This is a genomic window from Planctomycetota bacterium (genome assembly GCA_035384565.1).
In the GTDB taxonomy this organism is placed as follows: domain Bacteria; phylum Planctomycetota; class PUPC01; order DSUN01; family DSUN01; genus DAOOIT01.
Window position 1 is genome coordinate 22,814 of the sequence record DAOOIT010000032.1, and the last position, 21,549, is coordinate 44,362.

Consider the following 21,549-nt stretch of genomic DNA (forward strand, 5'->3'; position numbering starts at 1 on the left):
CACCCATCCTCCTCACTGGATTCTCATGGCTTCCATCGGCGCCAGCCGAGCCGCCTTGAGTGAGGGGTAAACCGCTGCCACCGCGGCGAGGACGACCCCCAGGATGGCGGACACGGCGACCGTCACCGCCATCTGCCCGATCGGGAACGATGCCGTGACGAGCGACCCGAAGGGCACCACCATCCGGGCAAAGCCCAGCCACGCGCCAAGCACAGCCCCCAAGAGGCCACCCACGAGGCCCAGGAAGGCCGCCTCGAGGACGAACATGAGCATGATGAAGCCATCCAGCGCCCCAAGGCACTTCAGCGTGGCAATCTCGCGGAACCGCTCCGTCACCGACATGAGCATCGAGTTCGAGATGCCCACCACGCACACAAGCATCGAGGCCAGCACCAGCCAGTCCATCCGCTCGCCGCTGCCGGTGAGGCCGCCGGACGTCACGGTCATGCGCTCGGCCCGCGCAAGCGAGTGCAGTTCCTCTTCGGCCCGGGCCAGCTCGACCAGGCGGTCGGCAGTGAGATTCGCCGCGTCCCCACCCGTCTCCTTCTGGCGCGCAAGGTACCACAAGGCGCCCCTCGGGTCACTGAGCAGCCGCCAGAGGGTGCGCACGTTCACATCGTTGGGCAGGAGGTCCAGGTAGCCTGCCACCGCCTGCCGCATCTCGGGCATTCCGACCGACTTCTCGACGAGCCGCGCGTCGTGTGTACGGCGGGCCTGCTCGGCGACGCGCCGAGCCGTGTCGGGGTCGAGGTCGAAGCCCGCCGCGCGGATCGCGTCGCCCAGTGCTCCATCGGCATCGGCGAGGGCCTCGATGAGCGTGCGGCCATCGAGGCGCGCCGCTACGGCGGCGATGCCCTCCGCCCGCTTCTTGCGGAGCGCCAGGAGGTGCGACTTCAGTTCCGGCCACGCGTGCAGCAGGCCCTCAAACTGCTCGAATGTCGAGGGCAAGCGCACCGAGCGCAAGGTGCCCAGCGCCGAGCGGAAGCGATCAAGCGCCGCCGGCTCCTGGAGGGCGTCGAGGGCCTCGGGGCCGATGGCATCGTGCAGCAGCGCGCGCCGGCGGGGGTAGTCGAGGCCATCGAAGAAACGAAGGTACTCCATGGCTCGGCGCGCAGCATCGCGCAGGGCCGGCTCGCCCGTCGCGTCCTGAGAGACCTCGGACAGGAGTTCCTCCACCGTGCCCGGGTTGGTGAGCCGGGCGACCCACGTGGCCGCGAGGCGCAGCTCAGCGATCCGGCCCAGGGCGCGGCGGGCGATGGCGCGGCGGATCAGGCTCTCGCTCAGGATGTTCATCAGGAACGCCACGGCGACGGCCACCACGCCCACCGTGACCGCCGAACGGAAAAGGCGATAGCGTACCCCGTTCGCCGTGATCTGCACCGTGCGGCGGAGTCCGAGGATGGGCTGATCGCGAATCTCGATGGCTTTCACGACGGGAACACCATGAACCGCTTGGGGGGTTCGCCCCACACAAGGTACGAGATGGCCCCGATGATCATCGGCAGCAGGCCGCCCAGCATGTCGCCGGCGATGACCCCGATCATCAGCGGCTTGAGCCGCTGGTAGGCCGACGCGCCGCCGTACTTCGTCGCCGCCACCTTGATCAGGCAGCCAAGCAGGAACGAGAAGGCAAAGCACCGGCTCTGCCACGTGGCCAGGACGAGAAACATGATCGGGTGAAGCGGCCAGCGCGGGAAGCGCAGCCGCGCGGCGGCGAACGACAGCGTGAGCCCCAGCGCGATGCAGAAGGCCAGCACGCACGGCCCGTTGGGCGTCAGCTCGCGGAACCACGCCCAGCCCGAGAGCTTGCCGGCCTCCCCCAAATTGCCCTGGGCCTTCAGCTTCTCCATCGCGCTCACCGTGGCGTCGAAGGCCATTCTCGGCACATTGGCGGTCCAGCCGTCCGACGCCCGTCCCGAGCCCTGATCGTAGCTCCAGTACAGCGTCGCGGGCACAGCCACGGCGAACCCGAGCAGAAGCGCCGCCACGCTCCAGACGGCCACCTTGCCCAGCTTCGCGCGGTTGGAGTCCACCAGCTTGAACGCCTGCACCATGAACGGCATCACGGCCTCGCGCGGGTCAATCAGGAGGAGCGAGGTGACCATGAACATGATGAGCATGGCCCTCGGCCCGAGCGCCTTGGCCCCGAGGAAGCCCCAGAGGATCACACACGGGAAGTGGTAGGAGTGAATGTAGAAGACCCCTGTCTCGGCCACCACGCGGCTGATGACGGTGAAGATGATGGCGGAGCCGGCCGTGTAGAGGATGGCCAGGTACCAGTCGAGCCCCACCAGGAAGAGCTGAAGCGCGAAGAGCGCCGCGCAGACCAGGAAGACCCGGGCGGCCCACACGGCTTCGCGCTCGACCTCCTCGCTCGAGCGCAGGAACAGGCCGCGGCGGAAGACGTTCAGGTAGTAGTGGCGGCCCGTGTACAGCAGCACGAGGAACATGCCGAAGTAGGCCCCTCCGAAGAGAAACGTCTCCATCTTCAGCGAAACGAATCCTCCTCCACCCAGCGTGATGCCGTAGCCGGCCAGCGTGCCCGCCACCCAGGCGTACACGTAGCCCGCGATCCCCAGCGAGAACGACACATCGGTGGAGAGGAAGAACGCGAAGGCGATCACCGTGTAGTAGAGGGTGGGGTTCATCAGCAGGTAGTCCCAGCCGCGCTGGAGGGCCGTGCCCTCGCTGAGCGAACGGAAGTCGAACGTGCGTTCGATGCGGATCAGGTACCGGGGCCACCATTCGACCGCATAGTTGTTCAAGTGGATCGCCAGCACCACGAGGCCGCCGATCCAGAACAGGCGGTTGCCGAAGACCCAGCCGCGCGCCTGGCCCTCCTGCGGCAGAAGGGCGTTGGCGAATGCGATGATGGGATAGGGCATCTGCTCGTGGCTCGACCATTGGCGGTGCACGACGAGCGCCAGGGCGATCATCGCGATCGAGAACGCCGCCAGCAGCGGCAGCCAGAAGGCCAGCGTGCGCGCCCAGGCCCCCCACGGGATGCGCGAGAAGGCCATGTGCTGCGTGCCGCTGCCCAGGCCCTGCACGAAGCCGTTCAGCGCCGTGCTCTCGTCCTGCGACACGTCGGCCAGCATCTGTTTCGGCACGAGGTCCATCACGCCGGCCTCCTTCCAGCCCGGCGTCGTGCGCGCGTACTTGTGCGGCAGCATCAGGAAGGTGCCGAAGTAATGCATCAGCCCGCGGCCGGGCACGTAGCAGGCGGCGAGCGTGAGGGCGATGATCACGGCGAGGTCGCGGTTCGTCAACGCCAGCCGCTTCGAGGCCCTCAGCAACAGCGGGTTCACGAAGAGCAGGAAGAGCAACAGGCCGCCGTAGACCGAGATCGGCATATAGTTGCCGACCAGGAAGGTCTGGCGCATGATGAAGTCGTTGAAGAATGCGCAGCTGCACACGGCCGCGGCGGAGAGTAGGCCGATGAGTATGGCGATGGGCCGCATGGAGTGTCCTCGCCCACTTCACATGGGTGAACGGAGGCTGGCTGGATGATTGGATGGTTGGATGGTTGTCAGGCATTCATCCATTCATCCACCCATCCAATCATCCTGTCACCCATCCACGACTCACCCCTCTGTCATTGCCACCGCCAGCGCGCCGCGCTGAACCAGTTGGCTGAGGTAGCCGGTCACAGCCACGCGGGCCTCGTGGAAGCTCAGGCGGTGCTCGGCGCCAAAGGCATCCACGATCGCCTCCACGGTGCGCTCTCCGTCGCACAGCTCCCACACCTGCGCGCCCAACGAGTCGAGGCGCACGGTGCGGGTCGGCTGGATCGGCACGACCCACGAGAGCGGGGGCACGTGCCACCGCGGGCGTTGCCGCTTCACCGCGACCGCCAGGCCGCCCGACGCCTCCCGCGCGGCCTCGGCCGCGGCGTTGCGGGCCGGCCGCGCCGCGAGCATGGCACGCCACGAGTGCCGTTCAGCCACGTAAAGGCTTCCCTTCACAGCAAGAGAGCCTGTCGGAGATGAACTGCCCGCTCTCGCCGGCCTCAGGTCCCGTGACGGCCACACGGTAGAGTCGCCCATCGGCCGGGCAGAGCCAGGCGGCCGCCGCATAGTGGGCCGGCCTGCGGAACAGGCCACCCCGGCGCAGACCCCCGATCGTTTCCACCTGGTGGCGCAGGCGTTGCATCTGCGGGGCACACAGGCAAGATGCCTGGACCACCGGCGCCTGAACATCCGCGGGCATCTGCCACATCAGCCAGTCGCGCACCGAGCCCCGCAGCCACTGCGGCACCATGCCGAGCCGTTCGAAGGTCACATGCCGCGCCTCCTTGGCGTCGGCGAACTCCAGCCGTGCAAGCGCGGGCTGCGCGATACATTCAACCAGATCGAGGCTGGGCGAGGCAAACGCGTCTATCCCGAGAGCGCGCCAGCGGCGCCTTCCGCCCGGCCAGGGCGGCTCAGAGCCTACACTGTCCAGGACTCGTGCCTCCAGCGACGGATCGAGTCCATCGGGCCACAGCAGCGCGACTTCGATCAGGCAGCCTTCCTCAGCGAGGTAGCGGCTGAAGCGCGACGTGAGCAGCCCCTCCTCAAGGCCGCGGAGGCCGTGCCACTCGCCGGTGCGAACCGAGGCAGCATCGGGCATCGTGCCTTCGAGCCGCTGCTTCGCCAGGTAGTTCGAGGCCAGGCGCTCGAGGTCAGGAGGCTCGCTCACGGTCTGCCAGCTCAGTTCGGCTCGGAATTGCCTGCGATCGGCGAATGCGCAGCGACCGGCCGCGGCGTTCCGCGAGAACTGGAGCATTTCCCAGTCGGCGGGCAGTTCGAGGCGGATGTGGCGCCAGATCGTCAACTGCATCGCGCAATGCCTCGACCCGCCGGGGCAGACAACCTCACCTCACTCCGATGCGGCGTGCGGCCACGTGGCTCATGCCTTCTCCGCTGCCTCGCTCATAGACGCACAGGAGCCCGCCCATACCGTCGGCGGCCAGGGCGGGCCGTCGTTCGTCCGCGTCGCTCGCCGCCACGGGCACTCCGGCGGGGTCGAGCGACGTGACGCCGTCCACCCGCGCGGCCACAAGGTCGCAGTTCTCGAAGTTCGTCCATTTCTCGCCGCCCAGGTGATAGCGCTGCCAGACGACGAGCGAATGCTTGCCGGCCCAGGCGCTGGCGCTGTGGCCCCAGGGCCACGTGGCTCCCCTGCCCTTTTCGCGGCCGAAGTCGAGCCAGTGCGGCAGGCGGGCCTGGGGGTGCTCCTCCTTCACAGGGCTTGCGGGCGTGCCGTTGGGGCCGATGAAGGCGGCACGCATGGCGCCGGGGCCGCCCCAGCCCCAGGGGTCGGGCGGCGAGCGGTGGCTGATGACCAGCCAGCCCCTGTCGGGCACGGCCGAGAGCGAGAAGATGGCCGCCTTGGTGCCGCCAAGCGCCGGCGCGGGCTTGCTGGCCGGCTTGCCGTCGGCGCCCAGCAGAATGCTGCGGACCTCGCCCGCCCAGAAGCCCGCGCCGCCACAGGCGGCGAGATAGCACTTGCCATTCCATGCCACCTTCGGTTGCGGCGTGGCGCCGGTCTCGACGGCCGCCCCCACCTTGCCGTCGGCGCTCACCTGCGCGGCGAAGCCACGGTAGGCGGCCTCGGCTCCGGCCAGGCCCTGCCAGACGACCAGGAAGCCCTGGCCATCCGAGGCCACGGCGGGCAGGGCCTGGGTGCGCGGGCCGGCCGCTACGGCAATAGGCTCGGCGTCGAGCACCTTGCCCTCGGGGCTCACCCGCGCCGCCAGCACGTCGTAGTCCTTCCCGTTCCGCAGGTCTTGCCACACGACAAGGAACGCCCCGCCGCCGAAGGCTACGCGAGGCTGCTCCTGTACGCCGTTCTTGCAGGGACTCACCTCGATGCCTTTAGGGTCGAGCACCTTCCCATCGGCAGAGACGCGCGCGGCGTAGATGCGGGCGCTGCCGCCCTTGCCGTGCCAGCCCTCGCGCCAGACCGCCAGGTAGGCGCCGCCGCCGAACGCCACATCGGGGGTGGCCTGAATGCCTCTGCCCGGCCCGTCGGCCAGGAGGGGGAACTCCTCGCCGACATCAATGCCCCCTTCGCCACCGACGGCCAGGGGTGCGAACGTGAGCAGAAGAGTAAAGAGGCTTCTCATGGCTTCGCCTCCTTCGCGTCATAGGCCCGCCAGAGTCCGTTCGGCTCGCCCGAACAGGAGAGGTAGACGCCCCCCTTCGCATCGGTAGCCACCACGGCGTTCCAGCACAGGTAGACCTTCTCGGCGGGAACGCCGACGGCGTCCTTGGGCCACTTGTGCTGGTCGGGCTTAGCGCCGACGACGGTGCGGAGCCAGCCCTCTTTGAGCCAGCGGAAGCGGTTCTCGTCCGGCCCGCCGCACCAGAGGGCGCGATGAACGGGGTCCCAACACACATAGGCGCATCCCGAGTTGAAGCTGGCCCAGGTGAGGGCGGGGCCGTCGCAGTTGGCGTTGAAGCGCTTCTGCTGAGGCGTCTGGTCGTCGGGCCTGATCCCCAAGGGCTTGGGCATGCCGGCCACGGTGGTGACCTCGCCGTTCTTGAGATCAATGCGGCGGACGCAGAAGTTCCAGTGGTCCGAGAGGTAGAGCGTGTCGTCGTCCTCGCCGCCGCACAGGTTGCCGCCGAGGCCGATGAGGGCGAACGTGGCATCGGCGAGCGGCCCGTCGGTGCGCTTGCCGCTGCGGACCTTCGCATTAAGGGTCGTGACCTGTCCGTCCTCGATGCGGCGGATGCGCTCGTTGTGGTCGAGGATGAACAGGGTGCCGCGCGAGTTGAATACAAGGCTGTCAATGCGGGTGAAGGTGGCGGCGGCGACCGGTCCGTCGTCGAAGCCTGCCTTGCCGGGCGTGCCGGCGACTAGCTCGGCGCGGGGCGGGGCATCGGGGCTGGCCGTCAGGCGGCGAAGGCAGTTACGGCCGGCGAGGTAGAGCTGCTTGTCCCTGGGGTTATAGGCCACTCCCGCGTGGGCGCACACTTGGGCCGTGGTGGCCTGGAGGATGTCGCTGTCTTCGAGTAGTAGCCTCAGGGTGCCGGATGGGTCCACCTCGGCCAGGCCACCGGCGAAGGGGATCACGACCGAGCCGTCGGGCAGCGCGCAGGCGCCACAGCGGCCCAGGCCGCCCGTCTCGCGCGCCGGCCCCTGAAGGAACTCTGGCCCCGCCGTGCTGTTCCCGGCGAAGCGGTCCACCAGCCAGTCAGCCGCCGAGGGGTCGAGAATCATCTTCGGCATGTCCTCCCCGGCCGATGCCGTCATGAATCCGAGGGCGAGAAGCAACAGATGCGCGAGCGTACGCATGGCGGGCCTCCTGCGAGTCTCCCCCGGCGCCATTGTGCAGACCGACCGCGGCCTGTCAACCGCGATTTCGTCGCCACAGCGGCGCGCGTGCCAGACGGGCGCCTGGAGCTGCCGCGTCTCAGCTTGCCAGGGGTGGGCAGTCAGGCCGTGCACGCGCAGGCGGCAGGGGCTCGCCGTAACACGAGTTGGCTATGAAAGACCCTTTTGGCCAGCTTGAGGGCATGTGGGCGCCGGTTGGGCCTTGACATCGCGCTCGCAAAGGGGGAAGATGACAGGGGCTTGTCACCAAGGAGAGCGACCATGCGGAGACGCCTGGCATCCCTGACTCTTTTCGCCGCACTCGCGAGTCACGCGGGGGCCGAACAGGCCAAAGGAGTAACGCCCATGTTCGAGACCGACACGCTCAAGACCTCGCTCGGCGACCTCAAGATCACCTTCATCGGCCACGGTACGCTGATGTTCGCTCTGGGCGACACGATCATCCACGTGGACCCCGTTTCGGCCGAGGCCGACTACTCGAAGATGCCCAAGGCCGACCTCATTCTCATCACCCACGAGCATTTCGACCACCTCGACCCCGCCGCCGTGGCCGCCATCCGCAAGCCCGCTACAACCATCCTGCTCACAGCCAAGTGCGCGGCCAAACTGACCGGCGGCACCATAATGAAAAACGGCGACACCCGCGAGGTCGGCAGGCTCAAAGTCGAGGCCGTGCCCGCCTACAACATCACCCACAAGCGACCATCGGGCGACCCCTTCCACCCTCGCGGCGAGGGGAATGGCTATGTCGTAACCTTCGGAGACACAAGGGTCTACATCGCGGGAGACACCGAGAACACCCCCGAGATGAAAACGCTCAAGGACATTGCGGTCGCCTTCCTCCCGATGAACCTTCCCTACACGATGACCCCCGAGATGGTGGCCGACGCGGCCAGGGCCTTCCGCCCGCGCATCCTCTACCCTTACCACTTCGGCAAGACCGATACGGCTGAGCTGGTGAAGCTCCTCGCCGACGAGAAGGGGATCGAGGTGCGCCTCCGCAAGTTGCCGTGAGCAGCGGCTTGGGCGGCCAATCGGCTCGGACGGCATCGCCACGAGGAGGAATGGCAGCGATGAAGCACGTGGTCTTCCTGTCCACCCTGTTGGTCGGCGCGTTCCTCACTCTATCGCCTATGATTTTCCATGAGGCGGGTCCGGGCTGCCGCGACTATCTCTTCTATGCGAACCTGGCGGGCCTGGGCCTCCTCGTGTGCGCCGTGGTCATGGGCTTCAAGGCGCTCCGAGAGAAGTAGAGCTGGAAGGGGGAAGACCGAGAGGTGACGCGGTTCGAGATCACGCGCGCGGTGCTTCTGTGGCTGGCCTTCGCGGCCGCCCGAAGCAGCGCGACCGATGCTCCGCCAGCCTTTGCCAGCAAGCCGGCGACCGCCCAGGTCGGCGGGAGTGTCCATATCACTTTCGCTGCCGACCGCGAGACCGACGTGTCGGTGACCATCGAGGATGCGGCGGGCCGCGTCGTCCGCCACCTCGCCGCCGGCGTGCTCGGCACCAACCCGCCCGCGCCCCTCAAGCCGGGCCTTACCCAGACCCTCGCGTGGGATGGCACGGCCGACAACGGCAACCCCGCAGCAGGCGGCCCCTTCCGCGTCCGCGTGAAGCTGGGCTTGAGGCCCGAGTTCGATTCCTTCCTGCTCTTCCAGCCCGACGCCACGCCCGACATCACCAGCCTCGCGCTCGGCCCGAAGGGCGAGGTGTATGCTTTCTACCATGATCCCACGGCCAACGGCAACCAGGGGGGTGTCAAGCTCAAGGTCCTCGACCGCCAGGGCCGCCATCTCCGCCAGATCATCCCCTTCCCCGCCGACCTGCCCTACGAGCGCGTGAAGGCCACGGGCGCCTTCCAGGACGATGCGGGCAATCTGGTACCCCACTGCCACAACTGGCACACGCTCAGCTTCTACCCCGACACCCAGTGGGCCCGCGGGCGCAGCATGTCGGACTTCAGCCAGCCGACGGTGGACGCCAACGGGCGCGTCTACTGGATCATCGAGGGGGGCCGCCTGTGCGCGGTGGACGCGGATGGAGGCATCCCCTACGACACGTTCCTCAGCCCACCGTTATTCCCCGGCGTGAGTTTCCCTGGCGGCCGCCCGGCGCTGGCTGTGAGCGGCGATGGCAAGCACCTCTATGCCGCCGGTATCCGCACGGCGGAGGATTCCTGGGGCAAGAACTCCGCTCCCCTCCCCTGCGTGTTCCGCATCAGCGTGGCGACCCGCGCGGCGACGGTCTTCGCGGGCAAGCGTGACCAGCGCGGCACGGATGGCGCGCTGCTCGCCGGCCCCCGCGGCGTGGCCGTGGCCGGCGGCTTGCTTTACGTGGCCGACCCCGACGCCGGCCGCGTCGCTGTCTTCAGAGAGTCCGACGGATCACTCGTCGGAGAACTGAAGGCCACGCTGCCCCACATCGTCCAGGTCCATCCCAGCACCGGCGCCGTCTATGTGGTCAGCTACGTGCCCGAGGACGAGCCGCGCCCCGACGGCAAGTGCCGCATCAAGGACGCCCACCTGCTGAAGTTCGCGAGCTACCAGGACGCGCACCCCCTCTACCAGATGCCGCTGCCGCGCACGGGCCTCAGCCCTAACGACGGCACGCACCGCATTGCGCTCGACGCGACCGCCGACCCGCCGCTGCTCTGGGCGCCGGGTCTGCCCTACGCCCGCACCGGCCGCCGCATCGCCTGCTACCGCGACACAGGGACGGCCTTCGAGGCCGTCGCATTGCCCGAGCCCACGGAACCCTGGGGCGACGGGCCGCGCGACCTCGTGCTCGACCGCGCCCGAGGCGATCTCTACATCAAGGTCAACGGCGAGCAATGGCATCAACTCGACGAAGAGACCTGCAAGCCGGCGCGCCGGGTGCGGTTTCCCAAGAATGAGGGCGGCCCGTACATGGGCTCATCGGGCGCGCAGCTCGGCGTGGATTCCGCCGGCCGTTACGTGACCCACTGCTGGGGCGACCGCAGTGGCCTGATGCGCTGGGCACGCGACTTCAAGCCGTTGCCCTGGGACGGCCTCGCCACCCATCGCACCGATTGGGGCGGGATGATGACCTTCCAACTCAACTACATGGCCATCCATCGCGACGAGATCTACGTCATCAAACCCGTCGAGGGGCCGCATCATCTGGACGTCTATGACTTCGGCCTGCGCCATAAGCGGCGCGCCGTGTGGAACGTCCGCCGCGGCTCCTGTCCGCGCGTGGACGCCCGCGGCAACCTCTACCTCACCGTGCCGCTTCGCCCGCTCGACCGCGACTTCCCCGCCTTCTTCGACGGCAAGCTGGCGAAGCTGCCCGACTACTTCCGCAACCTGGGCGAGGGCCACTACTGGTACACTTACATGCACGGCAGCCTCGTCAAGTTTCCGCCCGAGGGCGGCGCCTTCCTCTGGCAGCAGACCGCGCGCGAGAGCAACGACCTGGCGGGCCTGCCCGACGCCGTGAAGGCGAAGCCGAGGGCAAAGTTCCAGTACTTCCGCGATGGCCGCTACCCGCACACCCCGTGCGAAGTCCAGGGCGCCGAGTGGGTGCGCTTCGGCTACTCGCCCTATTCCGAAACCTACAGCATCGGCACCCCCGCCTGCATGTGCGAGGGCACAGGCTTTGACGTGGACGCCTTCGGCCGCGTCTTCTTCCCCAACCTTTGCCAGTTCCGCATCGAAGTCATTGACACCAACAACAACCCCATCGCCACCTTCGGCCACTACGGCAACCAGGACTCTGGCGGCCCCGCGCCGAGGGTCAAGACGCCCGATATCCCGCTCGCGTGGCCCACCTATGTGGCCGTGAGCGACACCCACGCCTACGTGAGTGACACCGTGGGCCTGCGCGTGGCCCGCGTGCGCCTCGGCGCGCATGCGGAGGAAGCGTGCGACCTTCAGAGGAAGGAGTAAGGTCCTGAGACACCACCTCGCCGCCGCCCGACGAGCGGCGCTCGCCTGGAGCCTGACGCTGGGCTGCGTGCAGGCCGCCGAATGGCTCGATTGCCTCATTCCGCCGCCCTCCGGCGTGTCGCTCAGCAGCGGGGTCCTCGACATCACCGCGCCCGTTGAGCGAGCCGCGCTCATCCCCCTCGCCTCGCCCGCGCCGGGCGCATTCGACCTCGAGATCGAGTTGCGCTGGACGTGTCCGGCCTCGCAGCGCGGCGGGGTGGACGTGCTGGCCGGGCCCCACTCCGTGGGCAGCGCGGGCTATCGCGTGGCCGCGAGCGTAGAGCCCTGGCGGGTCTTCGAGTGCCGCGGGCCGCAGCTTGTGGCCCGCTCCTGGCACACCATCGAGTTGCGCGTGCGTCCTGGCTCGTTCGAGTACCGCCTCGGCGGTCGCCCGGTTCTGCGGGTAGACGCTGCCGGCTCGATGGAGTCGGGGGTGCGCCTGGCCGTGGCTGGAGGCACACGGGCACAGGTGCGCCGCTGCCGGCTCCGCGCGGCCCCAGGGGAGGCACGCGAAGGGGCCGACCGGCTCGCGTGCGCTGCCGAGCTGTTCCCTCACCGAGGTCGCGCTGTGCCCGACGGCCAGGCCCTCGGAGGCCGAGCGGTGGAACTCCGGGGCGCCGGCCCCGACCAGTGGCTGATGGACGGCCAGGATGTCGCCCTGCCCACCATCGGACCGTGGGCGGCCGTCTTCGGCCTCCGAGGCATGGCCGGCAGCGGAACCGTGTGGCTCGAGGTCGCACGCGCCAATGGCGAGCGCGTGGCTGCCGCGGCCGTGCGCCTGGAGGAATTGCCCGCCCAGGGCTACGAGCGTCTGAGGGTTCCCTTCCATTGCGAGGCGGGCGAGGTGCTGCAATTCCGCGTGGCGGCCGACCCGGGGCGCTTGCGCGTGGACGAGGTTGCCATCGAGAAGTCGGCGGCGGCGCCGGCTGGCGGGGCGGCCGGACCCCCCAACGCAGCCTGGCGGCCCCGCCGGGCGCGCGCGCTGGCCGACACGTGGGGCAAGGCGACCGGCGAGGACGCGGGCATCGCCATTCTGCGCCTGGAGCGCCGCCTCGCCGAGGGCGGCTGGTACGAGTTCCGCGTCGTGTGGGAGCAGCGTGGCGCAGTACAGGCGGACGACGTGGCCGTGGACCTCTGGGTGGCCTGCCGCGACCCGTGGGGCATCGTGCGGGTGTTCGACCTTGGCGTGGCTGCCGACGCCGTGCCGCGCGGCGTGCACCATACGAGCGCCTGGCTCGACCCCGCGGTGCTGCCGCGCTATGGCTCGCCCGGGTCGCTCTTCGCGCAGGTCTACCGCAAGGGGGTGCCTGTAGCCTCCGCCGCGCGGAAGTGGGGGATTCCGGTGGACGACGTGTACATCGTGCGGGCACCGCGCGCCGGCGCGCTGCGGCCCGCACCCGCGTTCACTGAATGATCGGCGGCTCGCGCCGGCCCTCGACGTCCCAGCCCTTCGACCAGCGGCGGAACTTGAACACCTCGGTATACTGCACCCGGTCGCCGCGGTTGCCCGGCGCGTTCTTCAGCGGGCCGTCGGTGTAGTTGACGTTGTGCCCCTCCCAGCGGAACTGGAGGCGAAGCTTCACGTGGGCCACGGGGCCCTCCACCGAGATGTCCTCGACCGACACGGTGAAGCCCTCGACCTTCGAGCTGGCTTCCTTGTCGTCGGCGAAGTACGAGTGGAAGCGGTTCGTGATCTCCTGCGCCGAGGGCAGCTCGGGCGCGCTGTGCAGGCCGCCGGACCCCGCGGCGCTACCGAGGCCGGGCAGGCGGAAGACGAGGGCCGCCAGCAGCACGACCATGATCGCCTGGAGAATGGTCTGAACCATCCGGTTTGAGCCCATCGCGGCAACTCCCTTCGACTGGCAGAGGCGCGGCGCGCATTCGGCTCCCCGTGCCGAACTCCGCCCGCGATGATACCGCCCGCCCCGCACCCTGTCAAGCAACCGCTGCCCGCAAGTTCCCTCTTGAATACCCCCTCTCGCGGGGGTAGAATGGGGCGCACGGGTCGCCGGGCGGGTGGTGGAACCGGCAGACACATTGGACTTAAAATCCAAAGGGGCGTAAAAACCCCATACGGGTTCGAGTCCCGTCCCGCCCACCAGGGTGGCGTTCGGTGCGGCAGTCACGGGCCTCTTGTGGGAAGGGGGTGCGAAATGATGGCCAGGCGATCTGGGTCGGGAGCAGGCAGGGCGGGCCGCGCCACCGTCGGGTGGCAGGACCCGCTGCGGGCCGGCTTCGCTCACCCCGCGCCGGCAGCGGGGCACGGCGAGCACGTGCACGCGCATCACTATCACCCGTCACGCACGCCGGTGCACCTCATTCTGATTCTCTCCGCGGTGGGCATCGCCGCCATTGTGCTGCTCATCGGCATCCTCTCCAGCGGCGGTGGCGCGCCCACTCTGGCCGAACTGAGAGCCAAGCTGGGCATCGCCCCCGGCGCGCCCGCGGCAGGGGTCAAGCTGTCGCAGGTGGACTTCATGAACCGCCTGGGCACGCCCGACCACCGCGAGCAGGACCCGACGTACATCTACCTCTACTACAAGATCGAGGGGGGCATGGCGGTGATCGTGGTGGACCGCGGCGGCTGGGAGGTCGGCGAGGCGCGCATCCGCCAGATTTCCACCCGTTGAACGGGCCGGCGATGAGAATAGGCGGACCGCGCCCCGCGCTCACCCCGCACGACGAGCAGGCGATTCATCGCGCCCTGCTGCGCCTGTGCGACGAGGTGGGCCTCCTCGTCGAGAGCCCCGCGATCCTCGATCGCCTCGCCGCCGCCGGCGCGCGGGTGGACCGCCAGGCGCAGCGCGCCCGGCTCGGCCCCGACTTCGTGGAACGGTTCATCGGCGATTCCGCCCGTTTCGACTGGGACGCCGCCGAGCCCTCGGTCGCCGGCTCGGCCGGGGTTTACCACGGCTATCATCTGGATCCCGACACCGGCCGTTACGAACCGTGGACGCTGCCCCTGCTGCTCCGCTATCTCAAGCTCGCCCACCATCTCGAGCACACGAACGGCTTCGTCAGCGTGACGTTCGGCATCCGCGGCGTGCCTTCGGCGGCCCTCGAGCCGTTCCTCCATTACCTCGCCTTCAAGCTCTATGGCCACAGTGCGGCGGGCGTGACCGACGTGCGGCAGGCCGCGACGGTGCTCGACCTATGCGAGGCCGCCGCGGCCGAGCTGGGCGACGACGGCCGCCGCCGCTTCCGCGGCGTGGTCTACCTGGTCTCGCCGCTCAAGCTCGGGCACCAGGAGGCCGACGTCTTTACTTTCTTCGCCGAGCGGGGCATCGCCACCGGCATCGGCCACATGCTCTCGCTCGGCGGCACGGCGCCCGTGACGCTCGCCGGCGCCCTGGCCCTGAACCTGGCCCAGGACGTCTTCACCCACGTCATCCACCGCGCGTACTTCGGCGGGCGGGCCTTCGGGATCGGCTGCGCCATATCCCCCCTCGACATGCGCACGGGCATGTACTGCTACGGCCGGCCCGAGCAGCATCTGGCCAACGTGGCCCTTGCCCAGATGGCCCGCCGCTACGGCGTGCCCTTCTGGGGCCACTGCGGCTCGTGCGACGCCAAGCGCCCGAGCGCCGAGGCCGGCTTTCAGAAGGCCCTGGGCGCTATGGCCTGCCTGATGGCCAGCGGGCACGCCAGCATCGCCACCGGGCTGCTCTCGGTGGACGAGGTGTTCTCGCCCGTGCAGATGGTGATAGACGACGAGATAGTGGGCGCGCTGAAACGCTTCGCCCGCGGCTTCGAGGTCAACGACGAAACGCTGGCGTTCGACCTCATCCGCCGGGTCGGCCCCGGCGGCGGGTTCCTCGACGCCGAGCACACGGTGCGTCACTTCCGCGGCGAGTTGTGGGAGCCGCTCGTCTTCGCCCGCGAAATGCTCGCCGGCTGGCAGCGCCACGGCTCGAGGAGCGACGCCGACGTCGCGCGGGAAGTTGCGCACGAACTGATGCGCCGCGACCCTATGCCCAGCCGCATCTCGGACGCGCTGGAGCGGCGCCTGCTCGCGGCCATCCGCAAGGCCACGAACGTGGAAGTGCAGGCCGTGGAACTGCCTTGACCTTCACGGGCGTGAGGGTAGAATTGGACGGAGAGGAGCCGCGCCGATGCCCCTTGTCGTTCAAGTCCTGCTCACCTTCATCCCCTGGCTGCCCTTCTCCCTGCTCGACGGCTGGAATGCGCTCGCAACGGCCCGCGTCGAGTCCCGGCTCAAGGCCATTCGCGACGCAGGCGACCCTGTGACGCTGGTTGACCTGGCCCAGCGCTACCCCGATCCGCCGCCGGGCAGGAACGCAGCGCTGCTGCTCCTGGCGGCCTTCGTGAAAATGGAGGCGCGCGAAGGCGAGAAAGCCGCCCTGGAGGACCGGCTGCCGCTCGTCGGCCAGGCCGTCCTTCCCACGCCCGACGAGCCTCTGGCGCCGCCCGTGCGGGCCGCGGTCCAGGCGTATCTGCGCGCGAACGCGGAGGCCCTCGCCCTGTTGCACAAGGCCGCGACGCTCGACGAGTGCAAGTTCGACCTCGACTTCGCGCAGGGCCCCGCCATGCCGCTGCCGCACCTGTCGAATCTCCGCGGCGCTGCGCGGCTGCTGGCCCTCGAGGCCATCGAGCGCACCGAGACCGGCAAGGCCGACGAAGCGGCCACGTCCCTTATCGCCTGCCTGCGCATGGGCGAGATGATCCGCCGCGAGCCGACCCTCATCAGCGGCCTGGTCCGCATCGCGTGCGATGCTATCGCCGTCAACGCCGTCGAGCGGTGGGCCAGCCGCGCGCGCCCCTCGCCCGAGGCTCTGGGCCGCGTGGAGGCGGCCCTCGCCGCGGCCGGCGACCGCAAGATCATCGAGTGGGCGATGGTGAGCGAGCGCTGCTTCGGCATAGATATCTACGAGAACCACGTGCTCAAGCCCGGCGGGGCGCAGGTGGCAGCGATGGTGGGCATAGACTTGCCCGTCGGCGCGCAGATGCTCTGGGGTGCCATCCCCCCGGCCTACTTCAAGTCGGACATGGCCCACTACCTGGACATCATGGGCGACTACGTGGCGGCGTCGCGGATGACGCCCTCCGAGGGAGCGCGGGCCGCGGCGCAGGCGAGGCGGAACCTCGAGGAACGAATCCCGCACTACTATGTGGTCTCGCGCCTGATCCTCCCCGCGCTTCAGCGCGTGTTCCAGTCGGGGCAGGAGCATCTGGCCCGCTGCGACAGCGCGCGGGTGGCTCTCGCCGCCCTGCGCTACAGGGCCAGGCAGCAGGCCCTGCCCCCAAAGCTCGAGGCGCTCGTGCCCGAGTACCTCGAGGCTGTGCCCGCGGACCCCTTCGACGGCAGGCCGCTGCGCTATCGAGCCGATGGCGCAGGCCTCGTCGTGTACGCGACAGGCTCGGATGGGAAGGACGACGGCGGCGACACGGAGCGCCGCGAGGGCAAGGCCCCGGACGTCGGCGTCCGCATCCGTTGGCCGAAGGCGCAGTTCTGACTTGTTCCGTGCCTTGACTCGGCGCCGGCTTTGCAGTATGGTGCCGGGGATTGTGCGATCGGCTCCCTGCGAGGGCCTGTTGGCCATGAGTGCGATGGGTTCGTTCCTGCGCCGCGTGCGGGCGGCCTTGGGCCATCGAGGGCTGCCGCAGCTTCTCGCGGGCGATGTGCGCGTGCGGCGCATGGGCTACCGCGACCTGCGCGCCGTGGTGGCCATCGAGAACGCCTCGTTCCGGGGGCCGTGGCGGCCCAACTCCTATGCGCGCGCCGTGGCCGACGCCCACCACAGCTTCTTCGTGGCCGAGGTGAACAGCGAGATCGTGGGCTATGCGGGCATGTGGGTGGAGGGCCATCAGGCCCACATCGCCAAGGTCGCCGTCCGCGAGGAACACCGCCGCCGCGGCATCGGCACCCTGCTGTTGCGCCACCTGCTCGACCACGCCCGGCGCCTGGGCCTGTCGCAGGCCTATCTGGAGGTCCGCCGGGGCAATCTCGAGGCCCAGGACCTCTACCGCCGCTTCGGCTTCCGCTTCGAGCGGGTGCAGCCCAACGCCTACCCGGATGACGGAGAGGACGCGTTGATCTTCGTGCTGCGTGGCCTGTTGGACATCAAGCCAGCTTCCTGAACTTCGACCGGAGACCCCATGGAACGCACGCTGGTCCTGATCAAGCCCGACGCTGTGCAACGGCGCCTGGTCGGGCGCATCGTGGCGCGGTTCGAGGCCAAGGGCCTTCAGCTCGTCGCCCTCAAGATGATGAAGGTTTCCGAGGAGCTGGCCCGCCGCCACTATGCGCCGCACGAGGGCAAGCCCTTCTACGAGCCGCTCATCCGCTTCATGACCGGCGGCCCCACCGTGGCCCTCATCCTCGAGGGCAAGCGCGCCGTCGAGGTCGTGCGCCGCATGATGGGCCCCACCTTCGGCCCCGACGCCCCGCCCGGCACCCTCCGCGGCGACTTCGCCGTGAGCAACCGCTTCAACCTCGTGCACGGCTCCGACTCGCCCGAGACGGCTGAGAAGGAGATCGCTCTGTTCTTCGACGAGGCCGAACTGGTAGACTGGTGGCCGGATGACATGGAGCAGGTCTACGACTTCAGCGAGGGGGGCGAGCCGGTATGAGCTACCCTGAAATCCGCCCGCGCCGACTGCGCCGCTCGGAGGCGATTCGCCGCCTCGTGCGCGAGACGCATCTCCACACCGACAGCCTCGTGCTGCCGCTCTTCGTGCGCCCCGGCAAGGGCGTGCGCAACCCCATCGCGTCCATGCCCGGCCACTGCCAACTCTCCGTGGACGAGCTGGTGAAGGACTGCCGCGAGGCGGCCGCCCTGGGCATTCCCGCCGTGCTCCTCTTCGGCATCCCGTCGGCCAAGAACCCCGTGGGCGCCGAGGCCTACGCCGCCGACGGCATCGTGCAGCGCGCGCTCCGCGCCGTCAAGGCCGCCGTGCCCGACCTGCTGCTCATCACCGACGTGTGCCTGTGCGAGTACACCAGCCACGGCCACTGCGGCGTGCTGAGAGGCCAGGAGGTGGACAACGACGCGACGCTCGAGCTGCTCGCGAAGATGGCCGTCTCGCACGCCAAGGCGGGCGCCGACCTCGTGGCCCCCAGCGACATGATGGACGGCCGGGTGGGCGCCATCCGCGCGGCGCTCGACGCGCAGGGCTTCACGCAGACGCCCATCCTGGCCTATTCGGCCAAGTACGCCTCGGCCCTCTACGGCCCGTTCCGCGACGCCGCCGAGTCGCCCCCCCAGTTCGGCGATCGCCGCGGCTACCAGATGGACCCCGCCAACGGCGACGAGGCGATCCGCGAGGTGGCGCTCGACATCGCCGAGGGCGCCGACATCGTGATGGTGAAGCCCGCCCTGCCCTACCTCGACATCATCTGGCGCGTGAAGCAGGAGTTCGGCGTCCCGGTCGCCGCCTACCACGTGAGCGGCGAGTTCTCCATGCTCAAGGCCGCCGCGGCCAACGGCTGGCTCGACGAGCGCCGCGCCGCGCTGGAAGTGCTCACCGCCATCCGTCGCGCGGGGGCCGAAATCCTGATCACCTACTTCGCCCGCGACGTGGCCCGCTGGCTGGCCGACTAGGCCTCGGAGACCCTTGTGCGCTCTGCCTTGGCCCTCTCCCTCCTTGCGGCAGCGGGCTCAGCCCTGGCCGCAACCCCCGCGCGCAAGCCGTCGCTCGACCAGGCCCTGGCCGACCTGAAGATCCCGCCCCCGTGGCTCGACGCCGTGCCGCTCGATGTCGCCCCCGGAACACCCTGGAACAAGGCGTGGGACCGCATCGAGGTGCTGCTGATGACGGCCGACCCCGCCGACCGGCGCAAGGCGGTGAAGTTGGCCTACGAGTACCAGAAGGATGGCAGGGCGCGCGACGGCATGCCTGCCGCCACCTACTTCCTGGCGGGCGAGACAGCCTGGGCACTGGTCGAGCACAGGAAGCTGGCGAACAAGAACGCCGTGGCCTGGATGCGCCTGGCCTCGTGCTACCGGCACTTCGGCGAGCACGCGCAGGCCCTCGCGGCGCTCGACGAGGCGCTCAAGCATCTGCCCGACCCGCCCTGGCGCTCGTTCCAGGAAGCCCAAGTGAGCGAGGCCCGGGGCGACGTGCTGGCCGACCGCGGCGACCGCGCGGCCGCCGAAGCCGCCTACGAGCGCGCCAGGGATCTCTATGCAGCCATCCCACCCAAGCCCCCGCTCGAGCTGGCCGCATCGCGCGCCGCCGCACGCGTCGCGGCAAAGGCCGACATGCTCGGCCGCGACGCCCTCAAGACGGCCCGACTGCGCGACGGCACGTTCTCGGCCACCGTCTTCGGCTACTCCGACCACATCCGGGCCACCGTGACCGTGCGCGACGGCAGGATCGCAGACGTGACGCTGGACCACAAGGAGAGGGCCGACCTCGGTGCCCGCACCGTCCTGCCCGAGCGCATCGTGCGCGAGCAGCGGGCCGATGTGGATGCCATCACCGGCGCCACCATCACGTCGCAGGCCATCCAGAGCGCCGTATTCCAGGCGCTCAAGCAGTCGGCCGGCCTGTGAGCACGGCGAGGGCGCAACGTGATCCGCATCAAGCCCCACCACTTCATTGATCTTGTGGCCGATATCGGACGTGGCCAGACCGCCTGGGAGCCGCACCCCTACGGCCACGCGGTGCACAGCGTCGCCGCCGCCATCCTGGCCGACCCCGACGTGCTGCTCGAGATAGAGCTGGGCGCCGACGACATTTGCGCGCCGTGCGTCCACAACGTGGGCGGCCTGTGCGACGACGTGATTGACACCAGCTTCCGCCCCGCCGCGCCCAGGTCGAAGCGCGAGTGGAACCTGCTCATTGACCGCCGCTGGTGCGAGCGCCTGGGTTTGGCCCCGGGCGACCGCCTTACCGCCCGCCACTTCGCCCAGCGCCTCCGCGACCGCATGGGCGACATCACCGACATCTACCGCGAACTACCTGCCGACCGCACCGCTTCGCGCGCCCGCGCCATCCGGGCGGGCATCGCCAAATGGGCGTGAGGGCGCGGGAGAATCCTGCTACTCCACCACCCGCCGATGCACGCAGGGCGGGCAGCGGTTTTCGGGGTCGAAGACCACGACGCCGCGCACGCAGGTGAGGCGCACACTCAGGCGCTCGTCGAAGGCCACGAGATTGGCCTCCTTGCCCACTTCGAGGCTGCCCATGCGCGCCGACACTCCGACGACTCGCGCGGGGTTGATGGTGGCCATCTGCACCGCGTCCTTCAGGGGTATCTCCATGAGCCGCACGGCGTTGCGCACCGCGCGGTCCATCGTGAGGTTCGAGCCGAGGATGCGGTTGTCGTGCACGCTGCGGCACACGTCGTCAGGGCGGGCGTAGACCTCTTCGCCGTCGTCGCGCTTGTAGCGCCCCTCGGGCAGGCCGGCGGTGAAGGTGCCGTCGGTGATGAGCGAGAGGCGGCTGAGGCCCTTGGCCTTGAGCGCCAGGCGGAGCATGATCGGGTGCACGTGCACCCCGTCGCAGATCAGCTCGCTCGTCAGTTCGTCGGTGAGCATCACCATCTCGTCGAGGCGTGCGCGGCTCAGGCCGCGCTCGGGCGGGGGATAGCCGTAGCGCGTGGCATTGAACAGGTGGGTGGCGTGGGAGAGGCCGGCGCTGACGGCGGTGCGGAACTCCTCCCACGTGACGCACGAGTGGCCCACCGAGGCCACCACGTCGTGCGTCACCAGGGCGCGGATCAGCTCGGTGCCGCCCTCGATCTCGGGCGAGAGCGTCATCAGGGCAATCGCGTCGCCGAAGCGGTCGAGGACGTCGTCCAGCTCGCCGTCCTGGTAGCGGCTGCGGGCGCGGTCGGGGTTCAGGCCCCCGATGCACACGGGGTTCACGTACACGCCCTCCACGTGCGCGCCCAGCACCAGCGCGCCGTGGGGCGGCTCGGTGCGGAAATAGTCCACCATGCCCAGCCACTCGGGCTCGAGCGACTGGAGGGTGGGCGCGAACGCCACGCCGCCGCGGCGCGCCTTGAACCGCGCCATCGTGGCGATGCCCGCCTCGTCCGACGCCTTGCCGCCGCCCGCGCCGTGGCAGTGGATGTCAATGAACCCGGGGGCGAGGATCAGGCCATCGAGGTCCACCACCGTCTCGCCCTCGTGGGTGTCGGGCGCCTGGAAATGGCCCAGGGCGGCAATCTCCTCGCCGTGGATGCGCAGCCAGCCATTGGGCCGGTCCTCCCACGGCGTGATCACGCGGCAGTTGCGGAAGAGCACGGGCGCCTCCTCGGCAAGGGTCGGACCCCGCGCGCTGCGGCGGGGCAGGCTGTTTCGCCGGCGAT

The 21,549-nt window shown here is 69.6% G+C and carries 20 protein-coding genes and 1 tRNA gene; 13 read left to right on the plus strand and 8 right to left on the minus strand.

Features of this window, described 5'->3' with window-relative positions:
- Positions 1–12: 12 nt before the first annotated feature.
- The 6 genes from PLE19_13080 to PLE19_13105 all read right to left on the minus strand — a co-directional run bounded on the left by PLE19_13080 (position 13) and on the right by PLE19_13105 (position 7,284).
- A complete protein-coding gene (locus PLE19_13080; GenBank protein HPD15881.1) occupies positions 13–1,431 on the minus strand; it encodes an ABC transporter permease in 1,419 nt (472 codons plus the stop codon).
- On the minus strand, positions 1,428–3,461 hold the full coding sequence (locus PLE19_13085) for a hypothetical protein (protein HPD15882.1): 2,034 nt from the start codon (positions 3,459–3,461) through the stop codon (positions 1,428–1,430). Before PLE19_13085 ends, PLE19_13080 begins: the two co-directional genes overlap by 4 nt.
- 123 nt (positions 3,462–3,584) lie before the next feature.
- A complete protein-coding gene (locus PLE19_13090) occupies positions 3,585–3,947 on the minus strand; it encodes a PqqD family protein (protein HPD15883.1) in 363 nt (120 codons plus the stop codon).
- Entirely contained in the window at positions 3,940–4,821 is an 882-nt protein-coding gene (locus tag PLE19_13095; GenBank protein ID HPD15884.1) for a hypothetical protein, read from the minus strand. The genes PLE19_13090 and PLE19_13095 overlap by 8 nt, the downstream gene beginning before the upstream one ends.
- Positions 4,822–4,855: 34 nt before the next feature.
- Positions 4,856–6,109 carry a hypothetical protein gene (locus PLE19_13100; GenBank protein HPD15885.1) on the minus strand — a complete coding sequence of 418 codons (1,254 nt, stop codon included), beginning with the start codon at positions 6,107–6,109 and terminating at the stop codon, positions 4,856–4,858.
- Positions 6,106–7,284, minus strand: a complete 1,179-nt coding sequence (locus tag PLE19_13105; GenBank protein HPD15886.1) for a hypothetical protein — start codon at positions 7,282–7,284, stop codon at positions 6,106–6,108. The genes PLE19_13100 and PLE19_13105 overlap by 4 nt, the downstream gene beginning before the upstream one ends.
- Positions 7,285–7,668: 384 nt before the next feature.
- Here PLE19_13105 and PLE19_13110 point away from each other — a divergent pair, with 384 nt between their 5' ends.
- The 4 genes from PLE19_13110 to PLE19_13125 are packed head-to-tail and all read left to right on the plus strand — an operon-like array spanning position 7,669 to position 12,684.
- A complete protein-coding gene (locus tag PLE19_13110; protein ID HPD15887.1) occupies positions 7,669–8,337 on the plus strand; it encodes an MBL fold metallo-hydrolase in 669 nt (222 codons plus the stop codon).
- 59 nt (positions 8,338–8,396) lie between these two features.
- Complete coding sequence (locus tag PLE19_13115) at positions 8,397–8,576, plus strand: hypothetical protein (protein ID HPD15888.1); 180 nt, start codon at positions 8,397–8,399, stop codon at positions 8,574–8,576.
- Positions 8,577–8,600: 24 nt separating this feature from the next.
- A complete protein-coding gene (locus PLE19_13120; GenBank protein ID HPD15889.1) occupies positions 8,601–11,231 on the plus strand; it encodes a hypothetical protein in 2,631 nt (876 codons plus the stop codon).
- On the plus strand, positions 11,194–12,684 hold the full coding sequence (locus PLE19_13125) for a hypothetical protein (GenBank protein HPD15890.1): 1,491 nt from the start codon (positions 11,194–11,196) through the stop codon (positions 12,682–12,684). Before PLE19_13120 ends, PLE19_13125 begins: the two co-directional genes overlap by 38 nt.
- On the opposite strand, the gene PLE19_13130 is transcribed toward PLE19_13125, so the two are convergent.
- Complete coding sequence (locus PLE19_13130; protein ID HPD15891.1) at positions 12,674–13,096, minus strand: hypothetical protein; 423 nt, start codon at positions 13,094–13,096, stop codon at positions 12,674–12,676. The genes PLE19_13125 and PLE19_13130 overlap by 11 nt on opposite strands.
- A gap of 184 nt (positions 13,097–13,280) precedes the next feature.
- Here PLE19_13130 and PLE19_13135 point away from each other — a divergent pair.
- The 9 genes from PLE19_13135 (at position 13,281) to PLE19_13175 (ending at position 20,257) form a co-directional block, all read left to right on the plus strand.
- A tRNA-Leu gene (locus PLE19_13135) sits at positions 13,281–13,371 on the plus strand.
- Between the two features lie 55 nt (positions 13,372–13,426).
- Complete coding sequence (locus PLE19_13140; protein ID HPD15892.1) at positions 13,427–13,900, plus strand: hypothetical protein; 474 nt, start codon at positions 13,427–13,429, stop codon at positions 13,898–13,900.
- Positions 13,901–13,911: 11 nt separating this feature from the next.
- Entirely contained in the window at positions 13,912–15,336 is a 1,425-nt protein-coding gene (locus PLE19_13145) for a trimethylamine methyltransferase family protein (GenBank protein HPD15893.1), read from the plus strand.
- Between the two features lie 46 nt (positions 15,337–15,382).
- Entirely contained in the window at positions 15,383–16,744 is a 1,362-nt protein-coding gene (locus tag PLE19_13150; protein HPD15894.1) for a hypothetical protein, read from the plus strand.
- An 85-nt stretch (positions 16,745–16,829) separates the two neighbouring features.
- Complete coding sequence (rimI, locus tag PLE19_13155; GenBank protein ID HPD15895.1) at positions 16,830–17,369, plus strand: ribosomal protein S18-alanine N-acetyltransferase; 540 nt, start codon at positions 16,830–16,832, stop codon at positions 17,367–17,369.
- An 18-nt stretch (positions 17,370–17,387) separates the two neighbouring features.
- Positions 17,388–17,861 carry a nucleoside-diphosphate kinase gene (gene ndk, locus PLE19_13160; protein HPD15896.1) on the plus strand — a complete coding sequence of 158 codons (474 nt, stop codon included), beginning with the start codon at positions 17,388–17,390 and terminating at the stop codon, positions 17,859–17,861.
- Positions 17,858–18,832: a porphobilinogen synthase gene (gene hemB, locus PLE19_13165; protein HPD15897.1), complete on the plus strand. Its 975-nt coding sequence runs from the start codon at positions 17,858–17,860 to the stop codon at positions 18,830–18,832. Before ndk ends, hemB begins: the two co-directional genes overlap by 4 nt.
- 15 nt (positions 18,833–18,847) lie before the next feature.
- On the plus strand, positions 18,848–19,786 hold the full coding sequence (locus tag PLE19_13170; GenBank protein ID HPD15898.1) for an FMN-binding protein: 939 nt from the start codon (positions 18,848–18,850) through the stop codon (positions 19,784–19,786).
- 18 nt (positions 19,787–19,804) lie between these two features.
- Positions 19,805–20,257: a hypothetical protein gene (locus tag PLE19_13175; protein ID HPD15899.1), complete on the plus strand. Its 453-nt coding sequence runs from the start codon at positions 19,805–19,807 to the stop codon at positions 20,255–20,257.
- 18 nt (positions 20,258–20,275) lie between these two features.
- Here PLE19_13175 and nagA read toward each other — a convergent pair whose 3' ends face one another.
- The gene (gene nagA / locus PLE19_13180; GenBank protein HPD15900.1) at positions 20,276–21,484 is read right to left on the minus strand and encodes an N-acetylglucosamine-6-phosphate deacetylase; all 1,209 of its coding nucleotides are present in this window, start codon (positions 21,482–21,484) and stop codon (positions 20,276–20,278) included.
- Positions 21,485–21,549: the final 65 nt, after the last annotated feature.